Raw genomic sequence first — 19,082 nt, forward strand, 5'->3', positions numbered from 1 at the left:
CACCACTCCCGCCCGAAATCCGCGCGCTAGGCCGAAAAGGGCAATGCGATTCCAATTATCGGAGCAATCTGTTTGGGCGTCGCTCATGGATACTTCCGAGGAACCGCACGCGGGTGGCGCGTCGTACGGAGGAGAGGGGCGTCAATGGGTGCGGGATCGCCGGATGCCTCGGGCGGTCGGGATATCCGGGATGTCGCCGTGGTCGGGGCCGGGTTGTCCGGGTGCCTCATGGCGGTGCTGCTCGCGCGGCGCGGGTACCGGGTACGGGTGTTCGAGCGCCGACCCGACCCGCGGCTCGGCGCGGGCGACGAGGGGCGTTCGATCAACCTGGGACTGTCGCAGCGGGGGATCAACGCCCTGCGGCACGCCGGTCTCCTCGACCGGGTGCTCGCGCACGCCGCGCCCATGCGCGGCCGGGTCGTGCACCTGCCCGACGGCGACCTCGGCTACCACCCGTACGGCACCAGCGACGACCAGATCCTGCGCTCGGTGCTCCGCCACGACCTGAACGTCGTCCTCCTCGACGCCGCCGAGTCCGCCGGTGTCGCGCTGCGCTTCGACGCGCGGCTGGCCGACCTCGACAAGGCGGACGGCGCCGTGACCCTGCGGTTCGAGGACGGGGCGGTGGTCGAGGCGGGCACCGTCATCGGCGCCGACGGCGCGTTCTCCACCGTGCGGGCGCGGATGCAGCGCGGCGAACCGGCCGACTACCACCAGGAGTTCCTGCCCTGGGGCTACAAGGAACTGTCCATCGCGGCTGGGGCGCCCGGTGACCGGCGCGCGGACCCGGAGTCGCTGCACGTGTGGCCCGCCGACGGCGGCCTCGTCGTCGCGCACCCCAACGCCGACCGCTCGCTCACCGGCACGATCTTCCTCCCCCTGACCGGCCCCGGCGGCTTCGACGCGCTCCGCACCCCCGACGCGGTCCGCGCCATGATCACCGCACGGTTCCCCGACCTGACCGGGCTGGTCCCGGACGTGGTCGAGCAGTTCCTCAGTCAACCCACCGGCCACCTGGTCACCGTGCGCACCGCGCCGTGGCACTGGCGCGGCCGGGTCGTGCTGCTCGGCGACGCCTGCCACGCCGTCTACCCGTTCTACGGGCAGGGCATGAACTCCGCGTTCGAGGACTGCGTGATCCTCGACGGTTGCCTCGACCGCAACGCGGCCGACCACGCCGCCGCGTTCGCCGAGTACCAGGCGATCCGCAAGGCGGACACCGACGTGCTGGCGGACCTGTCCGCGGCGAACTTCGTCGAGCTGCGCGACCGGCTGTCGTCGCCGCTGTTCCTCGCCCGCAAGAAGGCCGACCTCGCGCTCAACCGGCTGCTCGGCCGCCGGTGGGTGCCGCTCTACACGATGATCTCGCACACCACGACGCCCTACGCCGAGGCGCTGCGCCGCTCCCGCAGGCAGAACGCGACCCTGGCCTGGCTCGCCTGCGCGACCGCCGCCGCCGGAACCCTTCTGATCCACCGTTTGTCGCGCCAGGGGAAATGATGCTCACCAGTGCCAACGACCCCGAGCGGATCCTGCTCGAGGTCGGCGATATCGAGGACGACCTCCTCCCGCCGTCCATGACGCCCTACCGGGCGCCGCTGCGCACAGTCCTGGACTGGGCCCGGCAGTACCTCACCCGGCCGCACGAGAGCCTGGGCAGGCGGGGCAGCGTGTGCCCGTTCGTCCAGTCCTCATTGGACCGGGGCCGGTTCTACCTGACCGTCTACCCCGGTAGACCGGCCGACCCGCGCGCGGTCGCCGACGCGGTGCTGCCGTACCGGGACTGGTTCCTCGAACTCGCGCCGACCTCGGCGGGCCCGGCCCAGCTGACCACGATCCTGGTGCTGTTCCCCGACCTGCGCACCGAGGACGTCGACCGGATGATCGACGGCTCGCAGGAGGCGCTCAAGTCCGACTACGTCGACCGCGGCCTGATGATCGGCGAGTTCCACGACGGCCCGCCCGACAAGGGCGGCCTGTGGAACCCGGAGTTCCGCCCGCTGCGCAGCCCCGTGCCGCTGCTGGCGATCCGGCACATGGTGCCGACGGACTTCCCGTTCCTCACCGCCAACCGCGACCACGCCTCGGCCTACCTGCGCCGGTTCGCGAGCGAGTTGCCCGCGTCCGTCCGCGAGGCGATGGTGCGCGCACTCGTCCGCGAACAGGTGGCACTGTGACGGAAACCGCGCCCCAGTCCTTCGCGCAGCGGCGGATGTGGTTCCTCGACTCGCTGTACCCGGGCTCGGCGCTGTACAACGTCCCGGCCGCGGTCCGGGTGCGCGGCCCGCTCGACCTGGTGGCGCTGCGCGCCGCGGTCGACGTTCTCGTCGCCAGGCACGGCGCGCTGCGCACGGTCTTCGCGGACCACGACGGCGAACCGGTGCAGATCGTGCGCCCCAACGGTTCCGCGGACTTCAGGGTGATCACGGTGGACCCTGCCGACGCCGGGCGGCTGATGCGCGACGAGGCGCGCCGCCCGTTCGACCTGTCGACCGGCCCGCTCCTGCGCGTCCTCGTCCTACGCCGCGCCGACGACGATCACCACGTCATGATCACGCTGCACCACATCGTGACCGACGGCTGGTCCCAGGCCGTGCTGTTCGCCGAACTCGGCGTCGCCTACGCCGCCTTGACCCGCGGGGAATCACCCGAGCTGCCGCCGCTTCCATTGACGTACGACGAGTTCACCCGCGAGCAACTCAAAGAGGCGGAGAGCCCGCTCGGCGAACTGTCTCTCCAGTACTGGGTGGACACCCTGCGCGGCGCGCCCGAGCTGCTCGCCCTGCCGACCGACCGGCCCAGACCCGCCACGCAGTCGTTCGACGGCGCCGTGCACCGGCACACCATGCCCGCGGCGGCGATCCGCGCGGCGCTGCCGGAGCTGGGCGGCACGGTGTTCATGGTGCTGCTCGCCGCGTACCAGGCGCTGCTGGCGCGCTACACCGGTCAGGACGACGTCGTGGTGGGCACCGCCGTCACGGGACGGTCCCACCCGGACGTGGAACCGCTGGTCGGCCTGTTCGTCAACACGATCCCGCTGCGCACCTCGCTGGCGGGCGGCCCGACGTTCCGCGAGCTGGTGGCCAGGGTGCGGGACGTGGCGCTGGACGGGATGAGCTACGCCGACGTGCCGCTGGAGCGGATCGTCGCGGAGGTGGCGCCGTCGCGGGGCCAGGGGCACGCGCCGGTGTTCCAGACCGGGTTCACCGTGACCAACACGCCGTCCGCCCGGCTGGAGCTGGCCGGGGCGGAGGTGTCGGAGCCGGAGTTCGTCATGTCCGGCACCGCGAAGATGGACCTGACGGTCGCCGCCGTCGACACCGGCGACGAGATCGTCGTGGACCTCGAGTACGACGTCGCGCTGTTCGACCGGTCGACCATCGAGTCGTTCGCGGACCGGTTCGCCCGGCTCACCGCCGCCGTCGTCGCCGCGCCGGACACCCGCGTCCACGACGTCGACCTGACCACCGCCGCGGAACGCGCCATGACCACCGGCGGGGACTTCAAGCCCGCGCCGCTGGTACCCGGCCTGATCGCCGCGCGGGCGGCGTCGACTCCCGAGGCCGTCGCGGTGGTCGACGGCGACAACGTGCTGACCTACGGCTCGTTGGCCCGCCGGGCCAACGACCTGGCGTGGCGGCTGCGCGAGCACGGGGTCGGACCGGAGACGATCGTGGCGCTCGGGCACTCCGCGAGCGTCGAGGCCGTCGTGGCCATCACCGGGATTCACGCGGCGGGCGGCGCCTACCTGCCCGTCGACCCCGCGCACCCGGCCGACCGCTTGGCCGCGCTGCTCGCCGACGCCATCCCCGCGGTCCTGGTGACCGACCGCCCGGCGGCGTTCCCCGGGTTCACCGGTCCGGTGCTCGCGGTCGGCACCGACGAACGCGACACACCGCCGCCGGTCGATCTCGACCGCGACCACCTCGCGTATGTGATCTACACGTCCGGCTCGACCGGGACGCCCAAGGGTGTCGCGGTCCAGCACGGCACGCTGGCCAACCTCGCCACCGCCTTCGCCGACGCGCACCCGTTCAGCCTCGACGACCGCGTGCTGATGATCCCGCCGCTGACCTTCGACGCCTCCGCAGGCGACGTGTTCCCCGCCCTGATCAGCGGTTCGGCCCTGGTCCTGTGCCACGACCCGGCCGCGCTGACCGGCGCCGACCTGCTGCGACTGTGCACGAACCAGGGGATCACCATGGTCGACACCGCCGCGCCGCTATGGCGCAAATGGGTGGACGACCTGGCCGCCACCGGAGTCCCAGGCCCCTCGCCACTACGGACCATGATGGTCGGCGGCGACGCCGTCGACGTCGCCGCCGTGCGGGAGTGGGTGGCGATGACCGGCGCGACGCTGGTCAACCACTACGGCCCCACCGAGGCGACGGTCTGCGCCACCCTGCACACCACCGTCGGCGACGACCCCGGCGCACGCCTGCCAATCGGTAAGCCGCTACCGCACGTGCGCGCATACGTCCTCGACGACCACCTACGCCCCGCACTCACCGGCCTGGCGGGCGAGCTGTGCCTAGGCGGGGACACCCTCGCCCGCGGCTACCTCGGCCGCGGCGACCTCACCGCCGAGCGGTTCGTGGCGGACCCGTTCGGTCCGCCGGGGTCGCGGATGTACCGCACCGGTGACCTGGCCAGATGGCGTCCGGACGGCACGCTGGAGTTCCTCGGCCGGGTGGACCGTCAGGTCAAGGTCCGCGGACACCGCGTCGAGCCCGCCGAGATCGAGGCGGCCTGCCGGACGCACCCGGACGTCACCGACGCCCTGGTCATCGCCCGGGACGACCGACTCGTGGCCTACGTCATCCCGGACCACCCGGTCGACCTACGAGCGACGCTGCGCGCCTCGCTGCCGGAGTACCTGGTGCCCACCGAGTTCGTCGGCATTGCCGCCTTTCCCCTGACCCACAACGGAAAACTGGATCTCACCGCCCTCCCGGCCCCGGCGCGGCGCCCCACCTCCACCACACCCCCGCGCTCGGCCACCGCCCGCGTCCTGGCCACTGAATGGGCCGCCCTGCTCGACGTCGACTCCGTCGGCGAGGACGACAACTTCTTCGACCTGGGCGGCCACTCCCTGCTGGCCGCCCGCATGATCACCCGAGTCCGCCTGGCCCTGGGCATCGACATCCCCCTACGCGCCGTCTTCGACGCGTCATCGCTGGGCGAACTCGCCGCCATCATCGACCACCGTTCTCCCGCCGCGCACGTCGACCTACGCGCAGAGGCCACACTCCCCGCCGACATCCGTCCCACGCCCACCCCGGACGCGATGCACCGAGCCTGCGCTCCCACCTCGATCCTGCTGACCGGCGCGACCGGCTTCCTCGGCGCCTACCTGCTCGCCGACGCCCTGGAACACACCACCGCGACGGTCTACTGCCTGGCACGCGCCAACTCCGAACCCGAAGCCCTGAGCCGGATCGAACACGCACTGCGAACCTACGACCTCTGGACACCGTCGGCCACCGAACGCATCGTGCCACTACCCGGCGACCTGGGATTCCCCCGCCTCGGCCTCGACGAGCCCCGCTTCGACGCCCTCTCCCGCACTGTCGACACGATCATCCACTGCGGCGGTACCGTCCACTTCGCACAGTCCTACGCGGAACTCAAAGCCGCCAACGTCTCCGGCACACTAGAGGTACTCCGCCTAGCCACCCGCCACGGCGCCACACCAGTGCACTTCGTGTCGACACTAGGCGTGTACCCGCTGCACCTGGCAGGAACCGTCACCGAAGCCGACCTGCCGGACCAGCCCGAGCAACTGGACCGCGGCTACGAACAAACCAAGTGGGTAGCGGACACCCTCGTCCGCGCCGCGCGGGGCGCTGGTCTACCGGTCACCATCCACCGCCCGGCCCGCGTCACCGGCGACAGCCGCACCGGCGCCTGCTCCGGCACCGACCTGTTCGCAGGCGAACTACGCGCGATCACCACCCTGGGCGTGACCCCCGACCTCGACGTCGCCGAGGACATGGCCCCGGTCAACCACGTAGCCACCGCAATCGGCCACCTGACACGACAACCATCGGCACACAACCGCGACTTCCACTACTACAACGCCAACACCATCAGCTCATCCGAGATCGCCCAAACCCTCCGCGACCACGGCTACCAGGTCGAGGAAGTCACCTACGCCCAGTGGTACACCGCCCTCCTCACAGCGGTAGCGGAATCGAACAACCCCGCCCTGGCCGCCATCGCCGCCGCCTCCGGCCCAACCCCAGACCTCCGCCTCCGCGAGTTCGACTGCGCCACCACCAACACCCACCTGGCCAACGCCGACATCATCTGCCCACCCGCGGACCCGGCCCTCCTGCACCGCTACGTAGACCACCTAGTCCGAACAGGCCACCTACCAGCCCCCACCGCGGCGGTGCCCCATGTGCGTTGATGGGCTCGTTCAACCGCCGACCCGAGGCCACTCGCCCCACCACCGCCGCTCCACCACCCTCGAACCTGAGCGGCGCGTGTCGATCCACCCGCCGTCCGGACCACTTCGTCCAAGCCTGTCGCTACCGAGGCGGTGCGCCATGCGCGGTGACGGTTTCGCCAAGACCCGGGTTCACCCTCCGGCAACGTTCGCAAGCCCGCCTGCGAAGGAGGTGACCCGTGCGCGGTGACGGCATCGGACGCTTCCTCGCGATCGGGGCCGGGCAGCTCGTCTCCGTCGCGGGGACCGGGATCACCGGGTTCGTGCTCGGGGTCTGGGTCTTCCAGGTCACCGGATCCGCCACCCGGTTCGGGCTGATCATGCTGCTGGAGGCCGTCGCCGCCATCGCGGTGGCGCCGCTCGCGGGCATGGCCGCCGACCGCGTCGACCGACGGGCCATCCTGCTGGTCTCCGACGTCGTGGCCGCCGCTGCGACCGCCGTCCTGCTGACCCTCGTCCGCCAAGGCGAACTGGACGTCTGGCACGTCTACCCGATCGCCGCGATCACCGCGATGTGCGCGACGTTCCGCGTGGTCGCCTTCACCACCGTGCTCCCGCTCCTCGTCCCCGAACGCCACCTCGGCCGCGCCAACGGCCTGGCACAGGCCCAACCCGCCGTGCAGATCGCCGCACCGCTGGCCGCCGGGGGCCTGCTCGCCGTGGTCCACCTGAGCGGCGTCGTCCTCATCGACCTGTGCACCTACGCCGTGGCACTCGCGATCACCCTGCTCGTCGGCCTGCCCGAGAAGGCGGTCGTGCCGAGCCGGGCGGGCGCGCCGGGGGAGGGCGCCCTGGCGGAGCTGACCGGCGGCCTGCGCGAACTGCGCCGCCGACCCGGCCTGCCCCACCTCCTCCTGCTCCTCGGCGCCTTCCACCTCGCCGCGGGCATGGCGGGCGTGCTCGTCCAGCCGCTGATCCTCACCTTCACCGACCCGTCGACGCTGGGCGTGCTGATGTTCGCGGGCGGCGCGGGCATGATCGCGGGCAGTGCCGTCATGACCGCCTGGGGCGGGCCGGACCGGCGGATCACCGGCGTCCGCGCGTTCCTCGCCATCGCCGGGATCGCCCTCGCGCTGCACTCGCTCGCCCCGTCGGCGCTGCTCATCGGCGTGCTCGCGCCCGCGTTCCTGTTCACCCTGCCGATCATCACCGGCAGCGCGATGTCGTTGTTGCAGACCAAGGTCGACCCCAGCGCGCTCGGCCGCGCCATGGCGAGCGCGCGGATCGCGGCCCAGGGCGGCACCGCCATCGGATTCGCCGCCGCGGGCCCGCTGGCGGACCTCGTCTTCGGGCCGATGCTGCAACCGGACGGCGCGCTCGCGGACACGGTCGGCGCGGTCATCGGCGTCGGCGACGGCCGCGGCATCGCGCTGATCTTCGCAGGCACCGGCGCCGCCCTCGTCGCGCTCGCCGCGTGGGCCACCGCCTCGCCCGCCCTGCGCGCCGTCGACGACCTCCCCGACCTGCTGACAACCGACAAGAGGGAAGCCGATGCTCGACCTACCCCAGGCTGAACGCCAGGCTTTCGCCGACGGCGCCGCCCCCGCGCCGCACCTCGACCTCGTGCACGCCCTGTCCTTCCGCGCGGCCGGGGCGGCCCTGCGCCTGGGCGTGTTCGACCACCTCGGTGACGAGCCGCGCACCGCCGCCGCGGTCGCCGCGGCCATCGGCGGCGACCCGCGCGGCGTCCGGGTCCTGCTCGACGCGCTCACCGGCTTCGGCTACACCACCCGCGACGACGACGGCTACCGCGCCACCCCCGCCGCCGCCTGGTTCGGCACCGGCTACCGCGCCGCGTTCTCCTTCTGGCACCGCGTCCTCTCGGACCGCTGGACCGACCTCGAACAGTCCATTGTGGATGGAAAGCCGCCGCGCGACTTCTACGCCTGGCTCGCCGTCAACCCGAACACCCTCAACGAGTTCCAGTCCATGCTCGCCGAACTCGCCGACGCCGTCGCCCCGGCTGTAGTGGCTGCTGTCCCCGGCGCGGCCCGCAGACTGCTCGACATCGGCGGCGGCCACGCCCGCTACGCCACCGCGTGCTGCGCCGCGAACCCCGACCTGCGCGCCGACGTCATCGACCTCCCCGGCTCCTTCGACGGCAGCCAAGCCCCCGACCGTGTCCGGTTCCGCGAAGCGGACTGGACAACCGACGACCTCGGCGTCGACTACGACGTCGTACTGGTCTTCAACGTCCTGCACTGCCTCCGCCCCGACCGCGCCGAAGACCTCCTCCGCCGCGCGGCCCAAGCCCTGCGCCCCGGCGGCACCATCCTCATCCTCGAGGAAACCGCCGATGTACCAACCGAAGCAGGTGCGCTCGGCGCCGCCTGGGTTCCCGCGTCGAGCCTGAATCTCTTCCACACCCAGGGCGGTCAGATCTACGACCGCGCGCACTTCGCCGAATGGCTCAGCGACGCCGGATTCTCCGTCCCCGACGAGACCCCGATCGCCGCCGCACCAACCTTCACCCTGTTCGCCGCCACCAAGCGGCGAACAACGGGCCGAGCCCTGACCGCCACCCAACGCCAGATGCTCGCCTTCGACCGACTGCACCCGGACTCGACCTGGTACAACGTGCCGCTCACCGCGCGCATCTCCGGGGCCCTGGACGTCCCCCGCCTGCGGGCGGCCCTCCGGCGGAGCTGGCAGCGCCACGAATCACTGCGCTGCACCCACGACGGCGACACCGCCATGACCGGCGTCACCCCGCAACTGCGGGAAGTCACCGTCGTGAGCGAGGCCGAACTCGCCCAACTGCGCGAACGCGAACTATGCACGAGATTCGACCTGACCCATGAGGCGCCGCTGCGCGCGACCCTCGCCAAGATCGACGATGACCACGAACTGATCCTCGTCACCCACCACATCGCCACCGACGGCTACTCCCTCACCGTCCTCCGCCAAGACATCCTCGACGGCTACGCCGACCCGACCCGCCCGTCAACGACCGCGCATCGCCCGGTGCAAGCCGGAAACCACGACGCGGACCTCGCCTTCTGGGACCACGCCCTAGCCGACCTCCCCGACGACCTCGCGCTGCCGTTCGCCGCGACCGGCGACCCGTCACTGGCCGCCGACGTCGTGCGGTTCCGACTCCCCGACGACGTGACCGCCACCGTTCGCCAGACCGCGCGCACCCGCCGCTCCAGCCCGTTCATGATCCTGCTCACCGCCTTCGGCGTCCTCCTCGACCGACTCGGCGGCGGCAAGGACGTCGTCATCGGCACCCCGGTCGCCGGTCGCGACACCCCGGGCAGCGAGGCCGTCGTCGACTGCCTGGTCAACATGGTCGCCCTACGCCTGCGCCTGAGCGAGGCCCGCACCTGGTCGGACGCCATGGACACCGTCCGATCAACCGCGCTGGACGCCTTCGATCACGCCAACGCGCCCTTCAGCGAGGTCGTGGACCGCCTGTCCGCACCGAGGTCGACCCAGCACCCGGTGTTCCAGGTCGTGTTCGCCGCCCCGCCCACGATCGCCGGACGGGCCACAGTGGACGGCGTCACCTTCGACTTCGTCGACGGCACCAGCACCGAGTCGCTGTTCGACATCGAGGTGCAGGTGCTCGACGCGGGCGACAGCATGGGCGGCTACCTCAAGTTCCGCACGACCCGGTTCACCCACGCCCAGATGACCGCGGTGCTGGACCAGTTCCAGAACCTCCTGGCCGGACTGGACCCGACCGCGCGCCTGTCCGACGCCACCCTCCTCACACCCGAGCAGCGCCACTGCGCGGTCGTCGAGTGGAACGACACCGCCACCGACTACCCGCGCGACAGCACCCTGGTCGAACTCGTTGAAGCTCGCGCGGACGAGCGCCCGAACGCGACCGCCGCGATATACGGCGACGACGTCCTCACCTACCGGGAACTGGACGAGCGAGCGAACCGACTGGCCGCGCTCCTGCGCGACCGGGGGATCGGACCGGAGGACCGCGTCGGCGTCCGGCTGGGATTCGGCACGGGCTGGGCGGTCTCGGCCCTCGCCGTGCTGAAAGCGGGCGCCGCGTACGTGCCGCTCGACCCGGCATACCCAGCGGCCAGGCTGGACCACATGTGCGCGGACAGCGGAGTCGAGATCGTCATCACCGATGAGGTGCTGCGGGACTCGCTCGCCTTCCCGCCCGACCGCACGGCCTCGCCCGCGACTCCGGACACACTGGCGTACGTCATGTACACCTCCGGCTCCACCGGCCAACCGAAGGGAGTCGGCGTCACCCACCGCAACATCGTGCGGCTCGTGCGCGACACCAACTATGTCTGCTTCGGACCGGATGACGCTGTCGCACAGGTCTCCACCCCGTCGTTCGACGCGGCCACCTTCGAACTGTGGGGCCCGCTCTGCGCGGGCGGACGGATCATCGGCGTCCCCAAGGACGACCTGCTGTCCCCGCCCGAGCTGGCGAAAACGCTGCGGGACAACGATGTCGCGCTCATGTTCCTCACCACCTCACTGGCCAGGCGCCTCGCCGCCACCGCCCCGGACACGCTCACCGGCGTACGACAGCTGCTCGTCGGCGGTGAACGGCTCGACGCGGACACCGTGGCGCGTCTGCGGTCCGTACCCGGCCTGGCCGTGGTGAACGGCTACGGCCCCACCGAGACCACGACATTCGGTGTGGCCTGGGCGGCCGGGGACGTGCCACCTGGCGCGGTCGTGCCGATCGGGCGGCCCATCGCGAACAGCTCCGCCTACGTCCTCGACGCCTGCCTGCAACCGGTCGCGCCCGGCATGGTCGGCGAGATCCACCTCGGCGGCGACGGCGTGGCCCGCGGCTACCTGGGCAAGCCCGACCTCACCGCCACCCGGTTCGTGGCCGATCCCTTCGGCGCCCCCGGATCCCGGCTGTACCGGACCGGGGACCTCGGCCGGTACCGCACCGACGGCCTCATCGAGTGCCTGGGCCGGGTCGACCGCCAGGCGAAGATCCGCGGGTTCCGCGTCGAGCCGGGCGAGGTGGAAGCGGCCCTGCGCGAGACCGGTCGCGTTGTAGACGTGACGGTGCAGGTGCGCGTCGACGAAGAACTGCTAGTCGGCTACGTCGTACCCGTCGACCCGGCCGAATCCATGGCCGACCTACGCGCACACCTCGCCGGGCTACTCCCGGACCACTTGGTCCCCACCGTGCTCGTCGCGCTGGTCACCCTGCCCACCACCCCGAACGGCAAGCTCGACACCGCCGCCCTGCCCGACCCGTTCAGCGGTGCCCCGACAGAAACCACCGCCGAGCCCACGACGGAAACGGAACGGATCGTGCGCGACATCTGGCGCGAAGTCCTGGGCAACCCGGACATCGGCGTGCACGACGACTTCTTCGCCCTCGGCGGCCACTCGGTCAAGGCCGGTCAGGTCATGGCCCGGATCCGCGCCGAGTTCCAGGTCCCCGTCACGCTGCGCCTGGTCTTCGACAACCCGACAGTGGCCGCACTCGCCGCCGCGCTGCCCGTTCCGCGCTGAGAAAACGCCTGCCACACCTGAAAAAAGTTCGGTTAACCGCTCGTGAACCCGCCCGGTTTCCCGAGCGGGTACTGAGCCGTGCGAGTGATCATCTTGCCGCTACGCCTGCCACTCCCGCGCGTTCGGATGGCCCGGAGTCGATCACCCGCGGCGAACGGGCGTACCGCCTGCGCGACCCGGTGAACGGCCTTGCCGCTGTTCCCGACCGGGCGCCAGTATCCCAGTAGTGATCATGTGCAGGGGCACATGCACCGGGTCCGGCGTGGGCGGCGGCGGACCATGCGGGAGTCGACAGGCCGGTCCGTGGTTCCACGCTGCCCCAAGGGATTCGTCTCTCTCATACCGGTTCGCCGCGTCGCTTTTCAGCCGTGAAAGGAAGTGTCTTCGCCATGCCCGAAGAGACCGGGGAATACGCCCCCGCCAACGGAATCCGACTGTGGTACCGCGACGAGGGCAACCCGGACGGTGAACCGCTGGTGCTGATCATGGGGCTGAACTCACAGCTTATCCTGTGGCCGGAGGAGTTCGTCGCCGCCCTGGGCGAGCGCGGCTTCCGGGTCATCAGGTTCGACAACCGCGACTGCGGTCTGTCGGACAAGATCGAGCCCGCCGCGGGCGCCGAGTCCACCCTGGCCGCCCCGGCCTACTACCTCACCGACCTGGCCGCCGACACCGTCGGTCTGCTGGACCACCTGGGCATCGACTCCGCCCACGTCGTCGGCGCGTCCATGGGCGGCATGATCGCGCAGCTCATCGCGATCCACCACGCCGACCGCGTCCGGAGCCTGTGCTCCATCATGAGCACCACCGGCAACCGCCTGGTCGGCGGCCCGAGCGCCGAAGCGGCCCTGGCCCTCCTCGAACCCACGCCCCCGGAGCGCGAGAAGGCGATCGACCACATCGCCAACGTCTACCGCATCATCGGCTCAAGGACCCACGCCGACGCGGAACAGCCCCGCAGGCGCCAACTCGCCGAAGCCTCCTACGACCGCGCGTTCTACCCGGCGGGCGCCCGCCGCCAGTTCACCGCGATCTCGGTCGCCGTCGACCGCACCCCGGGCCTCCGCGAACTCACCATCCCCACCCACGTGATCCACGGTGCGGAGGACAGCCTCATCAACGTCACCGGCGGCCGCGCCACCCACGACGCGGTCCCGAACTCGACCTACCTGGAACTCCCCGACATGGGCCACGACCTCCCGGAACCCCTGTGGCCCCAGGTGATCGACGCCATCGCCACGAACGCGACCGCCGCGTCCTGACGCCCGTCGACCGGGGAGTGCGCCGGAACACCGGCCTGCGCACTCCCCGCTCGCACCCGATCACCCCTCCAACACCCGCCACGGCTTGGGAATCCACACCCAACGACTACCGGTGTGGACGAGCCCGTCATAGGCCATGCCGCTGTCGGCACCGGGCTTGACGTACTTCCACCGGTACAACGTCACCCCGGGCTTGAGGTACTGCGCGATCTTGGCGTATCCACCGGGAAACTGCCCCGCATCCCCAGAATTCGCCTTGAGGTCCTCACTCGTCGCCGACCACAACTTCACCTCGGTCTGCTCCGGCTTGGCCAACGCGCCGACCTCAGGACTCGACGCACTGTAGAAAGCCTGCGCCTTGGCCGCGAAGTCGGCCTCGAACAAACCCCGAAAGTCATCACCGGTAGGCGCGAGCCCCTTGACCAGCACACCCGGATCGGCACTGGTACGCAACTCCTCCACCACCTTCTCCGCCCCTTCCTGCCCCGCCGGGTACGAGGCGGCAGTGGAAGCCTGCACGGGCGCCTTGGGCGGGCTGTCCGAGTTCGACGAACAGGCGCCGACCAACGACAACGCGACAACAGCACAAGCGGCGGCGATCCGCATAGGTGGACTTCCTCCTCGGTGGCGGCCCACACAGGGCGCATCGACAACGCACAGCACCCTAATGGGTGGAGTCGGCCGCCCGAGGGCAATCGAGCGATTCCCAGGCGCCTCTTGCCCCGCACCGCGGTCGTCGATCAGCCCAACCGCAGCGACTCGGCGAACTGCGGCAGCACACCCGCGACCTGAGCCCCGCGCAGGGTGTTCACGTAGTCCTGATACCGCACGACCTTGCCATCGCGCACCCGCACAACGCCGACGGACGACGGCAGGGCGAACGCCTCACCGGTGGCCCGAACCCTGCCCTCGATGGCGAACTGAACTGTCGCCTCGTGCGGGTCCGCGCCCTGGTGCACCTCCACCGTGACCCGCGTGAACTCCAGCAGGCCCCGCACCGGGTTCGCCTGCCCCAAGTGCTCGCTGATCGCGGCGTACCCCTCCCACCGCGACGGCCTACCACCCAGCACAAACGGCGTCTCGTAAACAGCGTCCTCAGCGAAGTGCGAGAGGAAGGCCTGGTCGTCCCCGGTCTCCATGGCCTGGCGCAAGCTCTCGATGACTTCGTGGGTCCCTGCGGCCGCCAGGTTGCTCGCCTCGGTCACAACACGCTCCTCGGTGGTTAGACTGAACTGAATGGAGAACCGGCTCCGTTTACCACCATACGGAGAGCCTTCTCCGCACAGCAACCCTCGGCGGTGACCAGATGAACAACGCACCCGACGATGACACCCACCCGCGCCGCGCCGACGCCCGCCGCAACCGCGCCCGAATCCTGGAAGCCGCGACACACCTCCTGGCCGAACACGGCGTGTCGGTCTCCTTCGACGAGATCGCCCGCCAGGCGGAGGTAGGCGTCGGGACCGTGTACCGACACTTCCCGACCAGGGAACACCTGTTCAACACGGTCGTCACCTGGGGGATGCGCCACCTGACCGACCAGGCACGAGACCTCCTGACCTCCCCGAACCCGGCCGACGCCTTCTTCCACTTCTACTACCTGATGATCGAACAGACCCTGCTCAACAAGGCACTCTGCGAGGCGTTCGAGAACCAGGGCGGCGAGCGGCTCACCCCACTGGCCACCGCCGAGACCGCTTTCGACACCGCCCTGGCAAACCTGCTCGCCCAAGCCCAGACCACCAGCCACATCCGCGACGACCTCGCCACCGACGACGTGCGGCAGCTGGTCGTCGCAGCGGCAACGGCCACCCGCACCACGGAGCCCCGGTCATGGCGGCTGGCCCGGCTCATCGGCCGGTCCCTGCTTCCCGACCCGGCCACCTATCCGGTACCCGAACCCGATGTAACGAAATTCGCTACACAACACAAGTTTCGTTACATACCCGATCCTGAGCCTACCTCCCGTCACGAAACACCCGGCAGACACCACTGCCCGGTATGCGGCACCACGATCCTCGCGAACCGCGTCGGCCGCCCGGCAAAGTACTGCGGTCCCGCCTGCAGACAACGTGCCCACCGAACACGGACCGGAGCAGGCCTCTAGGCGAGCCCATCGTGGTCCCTCTCCCTGGACCCATGGCCGGGTGGTGCCAACAGGCCATGCCGGTATCGACCGATCGAGACCGGCACTGGCCGAGCGGGCAGGGTGGATCGGTGCGATTCTGACGGTATGGCCGATCGGTCGGGGCCACGACGGGAGTTGGCGCGAATCCGGGACGGCGGCGGTGCCGGGGCAGACGCCGCTCGGGTCGCGCTGGGCGACGGCGCGGTGTCCGAGCGGCTGCGAGCCGCCATTCTGGCGCTGGTGTCCGGGCGGGGTGCGGCAAGCAGCACATGCCCGTCCGACGCCGCGCGGGCGGTGGCCGAGGATTGGCGGGACTTGCTCGATGAGGCGCGGGACGTGGCACGGCAACTGGCGCGTTCCGGTGTGGTGCGGGTGACTCAGCGGGAACGGGTGCTTGATCCGGAGGGGGAGTGGCACGGGCCGATCCGGATCCGTATGGTCTGGACGCGCTGAGCTAGCGCGGCAATACCTGGATCTACCGCGCTGCAAGGGAAATCGCCGTACTCGAGTACGTGAGGGCACCGATTCCCCTGATTCAGGGCAACCGCGGCGCTCGGGGATTCCCGGGCCGGGGCGGAGGCGTGAAGATCGAAACAGGCCGGACCGAGGGGGTCCGCCGACCGGGAAGCCTCCGGGCACCGGTTCCTCGTCGAATTGGAGACGATTCCATGCGCAAGTTCGTCACCGCGGGCGTCACCGCCGCGCTGGCCACCGCCGGGTTGTTGGCGGGTACGGGGAGCGCGAGCGCGATCAACCGGGTCACCTGCAACGAGTTCGGCTACACCTGGCTCATCTCGCCCGCCACCACCTGCTGGGCGAACCGCGGCTCGATCGCCGTCACGCTCTACGACGTGAACCAGATCCAGAGCGGCAACAACACCGGCCAGGTGGCGTCGCCCTCGGGCTACGTCAACTTCCCGAGCAAGTTCGCCACCTACTCCTTCTCGTCGCGCCGCGTCGACGCCATCACCATCTACTAGCGGCGGACCCGCGGAGGGGGCTTCGATGCGGATCAGGGGCATTGCCTTGGTGCCGTTGGTGTTGGTGGTCGCCGGGTGCGGCGCGGTCGACGAACCACCGCTCGGCGCGATCGGCACCATCACACGGGAATCGCAGATCTCGCGGCCGATCGATCAGTACCTGCCCAGCGAAGACGACCTCGCCAGGCTGTGGCAGGTCCGTGGCGCGGCCACGGCCACCTGCTACGCCCGGCACGGCGTGCCCGACCGCACCAGCGTGCCGCCGCGACTGCGGGAACGGTTGCGAGAACAGCGAAAGCACGACCTGACCCGCTCGCCCCTCTACGGGTTCTTCGACACCGGGGACGCCCACGACAACGGGTACGGCACATCGCCCGACTCCGGCCACGGCCTGGAGACCCCCGCCCCGTGGGCGCCCCCGGAGGTCGTCAAGGAGTGCGAGGCCGCGGGCAGCGCCGCGGTCGGCAACCTCCACCTGGTCACTGACGAACGCGTCCTCCCCGACGGCGGACCACCACCGGCGACCGCCGACCGCCGTGTCGCCGAAGCGGTGGACGCGTGGGCCGGGTGCATGCGCGCGGCGGGCCACCCGTACGGAAACCCGATCGACCCACTGCTCGACCCGAAGTGGCGGCGCCCGATCTCGACGGGGGACGGGACGCGGCAACCCACCACCGCCGCCGAGATCGACACCGCCACCGCCGACGTGCGGTGCAAGATCGAGGTGAACCTGGTGGGCACCGCCGTGGCCGTCCAGGCCGCCTACGACCAGCGCTACATCGACTCCCACGCCACCCAACTCACCGAGTTCGCCCAACGCGTCCACGGCTACACCCGAGGCCAGGCGAACTGAACCCAGCCCCGGGAGCGGCCACCCGCATGGCCGCTCCCGGGGCTGCGCCGTGCTCGATCAGATCGGTCCCCGACGCGTCGGTCCAGCCGTCCTGGTGGACATTCGCCAGCCCCGCAGCGGTGATCGAGAACGTCGCGGCTGAGCCGCTGCGCGAGTTCGATCACCCTTACGGCCATCGCGTCCGCCTCGACCCACGTGCGCCGTGGGGAGGTGGCCCGCAGCGGTGGTCCGGGTCAGTTCCCGGCCTTCGGCTCCGCCCAATCCCGGACCAGGTCGTCGGCGACGCCGTTGGCCCACGCCCGGATCTCGGTCCAGTCGCGGGCGTCACCCGCCATCCGCTTCGCCATCGCGCGGTCGAGGAAACCGCTGGCCTTGTCCGGGTCGAGCCTTCCGCCGAAGACAGCAGGCGAGTCCGCGCCGATTCGAGCGGCCCGTCGACGTCCTCCGGCCGTCGGCCGCACCTGGTGTGGGCGAGGTCCCAGCCACCCGCTCTCGAACAGCCACACCCGGCGGTCGGCCAGTTCGCGGTGGAACCGGCGGAAGAACCGGCGCGCGGTGGGGCGCCAGCGGCCCGCGTAGATCGCGGTGCCGAGTACGACGGCGTCGTAGCCGTCCAGGGCTCGGGGTTCCAGCACGTCGTGCACCGTGACGTGCAGGCCGCGCCCCACCAGTTCCGCGCCGATCGCCTCGGCGATCTCCTTGGTGGCGCCCATCTTGCTCGCGTGCAGCACCAATACCCGTTTCATGAGACCAATGCTCGCGCGCGAGTGGTCACGCCGGGCAGTGCCGACGTACCCGGCACGTCGCGGACCTACGGCACCGACCGTTCCAAAAGGATGGGGGCGAAAGGCCCGGCATGAACGGGTCCAGCGCCGGTGACCGTTGCGGTGCGCCGGAGACAGGATCGGTGGTGGACGCAACACCCAGGGAGGAAGTCATGGTGGGTGAGCACATCACCGTCGGCGTCGACGGCTCCCCGGCGGGCATGGCCGCGTTGGAGTGGGCCCTGGACGAGGGCATCCGCTGCGGCTACCGGGTGCACGTGGTGACCGTCGCGCGCCGAGGCGAGTCCGAGGACCCGGCACGGGCGAGGGCGGTCGAGACGGCGATCTTCGCGCACCCGGAGGCATCGGTGTGGCGCCGCCTGCTCGTCGGCTCGCCAGGTGCCGAGCTGGTGCGGGTCGCGTCCGACTCGGCGCTGCTGGTGGTCGGGTCCTGCGGGACCGGCGGCGCGCTCGCGACCCTGCTGGGTTCGGTGAGCGCGCATTGCGTGCGCCACGCCCCGTGCCCGGTCGTGGTGGTGCCCGCCACCAAGCCGTCGGTGGAGGCGGTTCGATGAGCGCCGACGAGCGCGGCCGGGCCGTGCGGCTCCTCGCCACCGCCGCGCACGACGCCGACGACCTGCGGCAACTGCTCGACCTGCTCGGACTTGACCCGGCCGAGGGGCTGCCCGACACCCGCCAATCGGCCTGACCCACCCCGGTGCCCACACCGCGCCCGCCGGGTGGCCGCGCCCTGTCCACCCGACTCCTGGCGAGGTGTCCGCCGCGGTGAGGGCGAGGTGACGACCGGCCAGGTCACCTGCATCACCCCGGACGCCGCCGCGAGCTTGGCGCTGGGGTTGATGGCCCACGCCACCTGCCGGTCATCACCGGCGAGCGCCGCGCTGCCCTGGCACGTCCGGGCGAGCGGCGACGACGCCCCGGTGGCCGGGCCGGTGCACCCGCGGCGGGTCCGCCCGCCGATGTGCGGGAGGTCGCGGCGGCGATGGTCGCCGAAGACACCCACAACGACATCGTCACCGCCGGACCTGGTTCGAGCACTCGCCCGCTGAACCGTGCGCCCGGGCTCATCGCTGTTGCGGTGCCATGCCGGGGAGGTAGGCGAACACGTCCGAGAGTGGTCTGCGCGGGGTGGGTGGCAGTGGGTGGGCCGAGGTCGGGGCGTA

At 71.2% G+C, this 19,082-nt stretch carries 16 protein-coding genes; 13 read left to right on the forward strand and 3 right to left on the reverse strand.

Going from position 1 to position 19,082, the window contains the following annotated elements:
• Positions 1-144: 144 nt before the first annotated feature.
• From CLV40_RS03205 to CLV40_RS03230, 6 genes are all read left to right on the forward strand, one after another.
• Positions 145-1,500 carry an FAD-dependent oxidoreductase gene (locus tag CLV40_RS03205; protein WP_219823888.1) on the forward strand — a complete coding sequence of 452 codons (1,356 nt, stop codon included), beginning with the start codon at positions 145-147 and terminating at the stop codon, positions 1,498-1,500.
• Complete coding sequence (locus CLV40_RS03210) at positions 1,500-2,177, forward strand: DUF6875 domain-containing protein (protein ID WP_104476648.1); 678 nt, start codon at positions 1,500-1,502, stop codon at positions 2,175-2,177. The genes CLV40_RS03205 and CLV40_RS03210 overlap by 1 nt, the downstream gene beginning before the upstream one ends.
• The gene (locus CLV40_RS03215) at positions 2,174-6,412 is read left to right on the forward strand and encodes a non-ribosomal peptide synthetase (RefSeq protein ID WP_104476650.1); all 4,239 of its coding nucleotides are present in this window, start codon (positions 2,174-2,176) and stop codon (positions 6,410-6,412) included. The genes CLV40_RS03210 and CLV40_RS03215 overlap by 4 nt, the downstream gene beginning before the upstream one ends.
• Positions 6,413-6,630: 218 nt before the next feature.
• Entirely contained in the window at positions 6,631-7,965 is a 1,335-nt protein-coding gene (locus CLV40_RS03220; protein ID WP_104476652.1) for an MFS transporter, read from the forward strand.
• Positions 7,943-11,911, forward strand: a complete 3,969-nt coding sequence (locus CLV40_RS03225; protein ID WP_104476654.1) for a non-ribosomal peptide synthetase — start codon at positions 7,943-7,945, stop codon at positions 11,909-11,911. The genes CLV40_RS03220 and CLV40_RS03225 overlap by 23 nt, the downstream gene beginning before the upstream one ends.
• 389 nt (positions 11,912-12,300) lie before the next feature.
• A complete protein-coding gene (locus tag CLV40_RS03230; RefSeq protein ID WP_104476656.1) occupies positions 12,301-13,173 on the forward strand; it encodes an alpha/beta fold hydrolase in 873 nt (290 codons plus the stop codon).
• Between the two features lie 60 nt (positions 13,174-13,233).
• Here the strand turns inward: CLV40_RS03230 and CLV40_RS37725 are convergent, their stop codons facing one another.
• Together CLV40_RS37725 and CLV40_RS03245 are read right to left on the reverse strand one after the other, a co-directional pair.
• On the reverse strand, positions 13,234-13,779 hold the full coding sequence (locus tag CLV40_RS37725; RefSeq protein ID WP_181043292.1) for a hypothetical protein: 546 nt from the start codon (positions 13,777-13,779) through the stop codon (positions 13,234-13,236).
• A 134-nt stretch (positions 13,780-13,913) separates the two neighbouring features.
• Positions 13,914-14,378, reverse strand: coding sequence for a nuclear transport factor 2 family protein (locus tag CLV40_RS03245; protein ID WP_104476662.1), 465 nt, complete (start codon positions 14,376-14,378; stop codon positions 13,914-13,916).
• Between the two features lie 101 nt (positions 14,379-14,479).
• Here CLV40_RS03245 and CLV40_RS03250 point away from each other — a divergent pair, with 101 nt between their 5' ends.
• The 4 genes from CLV40_RS03250 (at position 14,480) to CLV40_RS03265 (ending at position 17,134) form a co-directional block, all read left to right on the forward strand.
• On the forward strand, positions 14,480-15,280 hold the full coding sequence (locus CLV40_RS03250; protein ID WP_104476664.1) for a TetR/AcrR family transcriptional regulator: 801 nt from the start codon (positions 14,480-14,482) through the stop codon (positions 15,278-15,280).
• 126 nt (positions 15,281-15,406) lie between these two features.
• Positions 15,407-15,754, forward strand: a complete 348-nt coding sequence (locus CLV40_RS03255) for a DUF3253 domain-containing protein (protein WP_181043293.1) — start codon at positions 15,407-15,409, stop codon at positions 15,752-15,754.
• A gap of 215 nt (positions 15,755-15,969) precedes the next feature.
• A complete protein-coding gene (locus CLV40_RS03260) occupies positions 15,970-16,281 on the forward strand; it encodes a beta/gamma crystallin domain-containing protein (RefSeq protein ID WP_104476666.1) in 312 nt (103 codons plus the stop codon).
• A gap of 25 nt (positions 16,282-16,306) precedes the next feature.
• Positions 16,307-17,134: a hypothetical protein gene (locus tag CLV40_RS03265; RefSeq protein WP_146107909.1), complete on the forward strand. Its 828-nt coding sequence runs from the start codon at positions 16,307-16,309 to the stop codon at positions 17,132-17,134.
• A 233-nt stretch (positions 17,135-17,367) separates the two neighbouring features.
• Here the strand turns inward: CLV40_RS03265 and CLV40_RS03270 are convergent, their stop codons facing one another.
• The gene (locus CLV40_RS03270) at positions 17,368-17,880 is read right to left on the reverse strand and encodes a flavodoxin domain-containing protein (RefSeq protein ID WP_104476669.1); all 513 of its coding nucleotides are present in this window, start codon (positions 17,878-17,880) and stop codon (positions 17,368-17,370) included.
• A 191-nt stretch (positions 17,881-18,071) separates the two neighbouring features.
• Here CLV40_RS03270 and CLV40_RS03275 point away from each other — a divergent pair, with 191 nt between their 5' ends.
• From CLV40_RS03275 to CLV40_RS37025, 3 genes are all read left to right on the forward strand, one after another.
• Positions 18,072-18,473: a universal stress protein gene (locus tag CLV40_RS03275; protein WP_181043294.1), complete on the forward strand. Its 402-nt coding sequence runs from the start codon at positions 18,072-18,074 to the stop codon at positions 18,471-18,473.
• On the forward strand, positions 18,470-18,607 hold the full coding sequence (locus CLV40_RS03280) for a hypothetical protein (RefSeq protein ID WP_219823889.1): 138 nt from the start codon (positions 18,470-18,472) through the stop codon (positions 18,605-18,607). The genes CLV40_RS03275 and CLV40_RS03280 overlap by 4 nt, the downstream gene beginning before the upstream one ends.
• A gap of 88 nt (positions 18,608-18,695) precedes the next feature.
• Complete coding sequence (locus CLV40_RS37025; RefSeq protein WP_146107910.1) at positions 18,696-18,968, forward strand: hypothetical protein; 273 nt, start codon at positions 18,696-18,698, stop codon at positions 18,966-18,968.
• Positions 18,969-19,082 lie beyond the last annotated feature (114 nt).

This window comes from Actinokineospora auranticolor (genome assembly GCF_002934265.1).
GTDB lineage: Bacteria > Actinomycetota > Actinomycetes > Mycobacteriales > Pseudonocardiaceae > Actinokineospora > Actinokineospora auranticolor.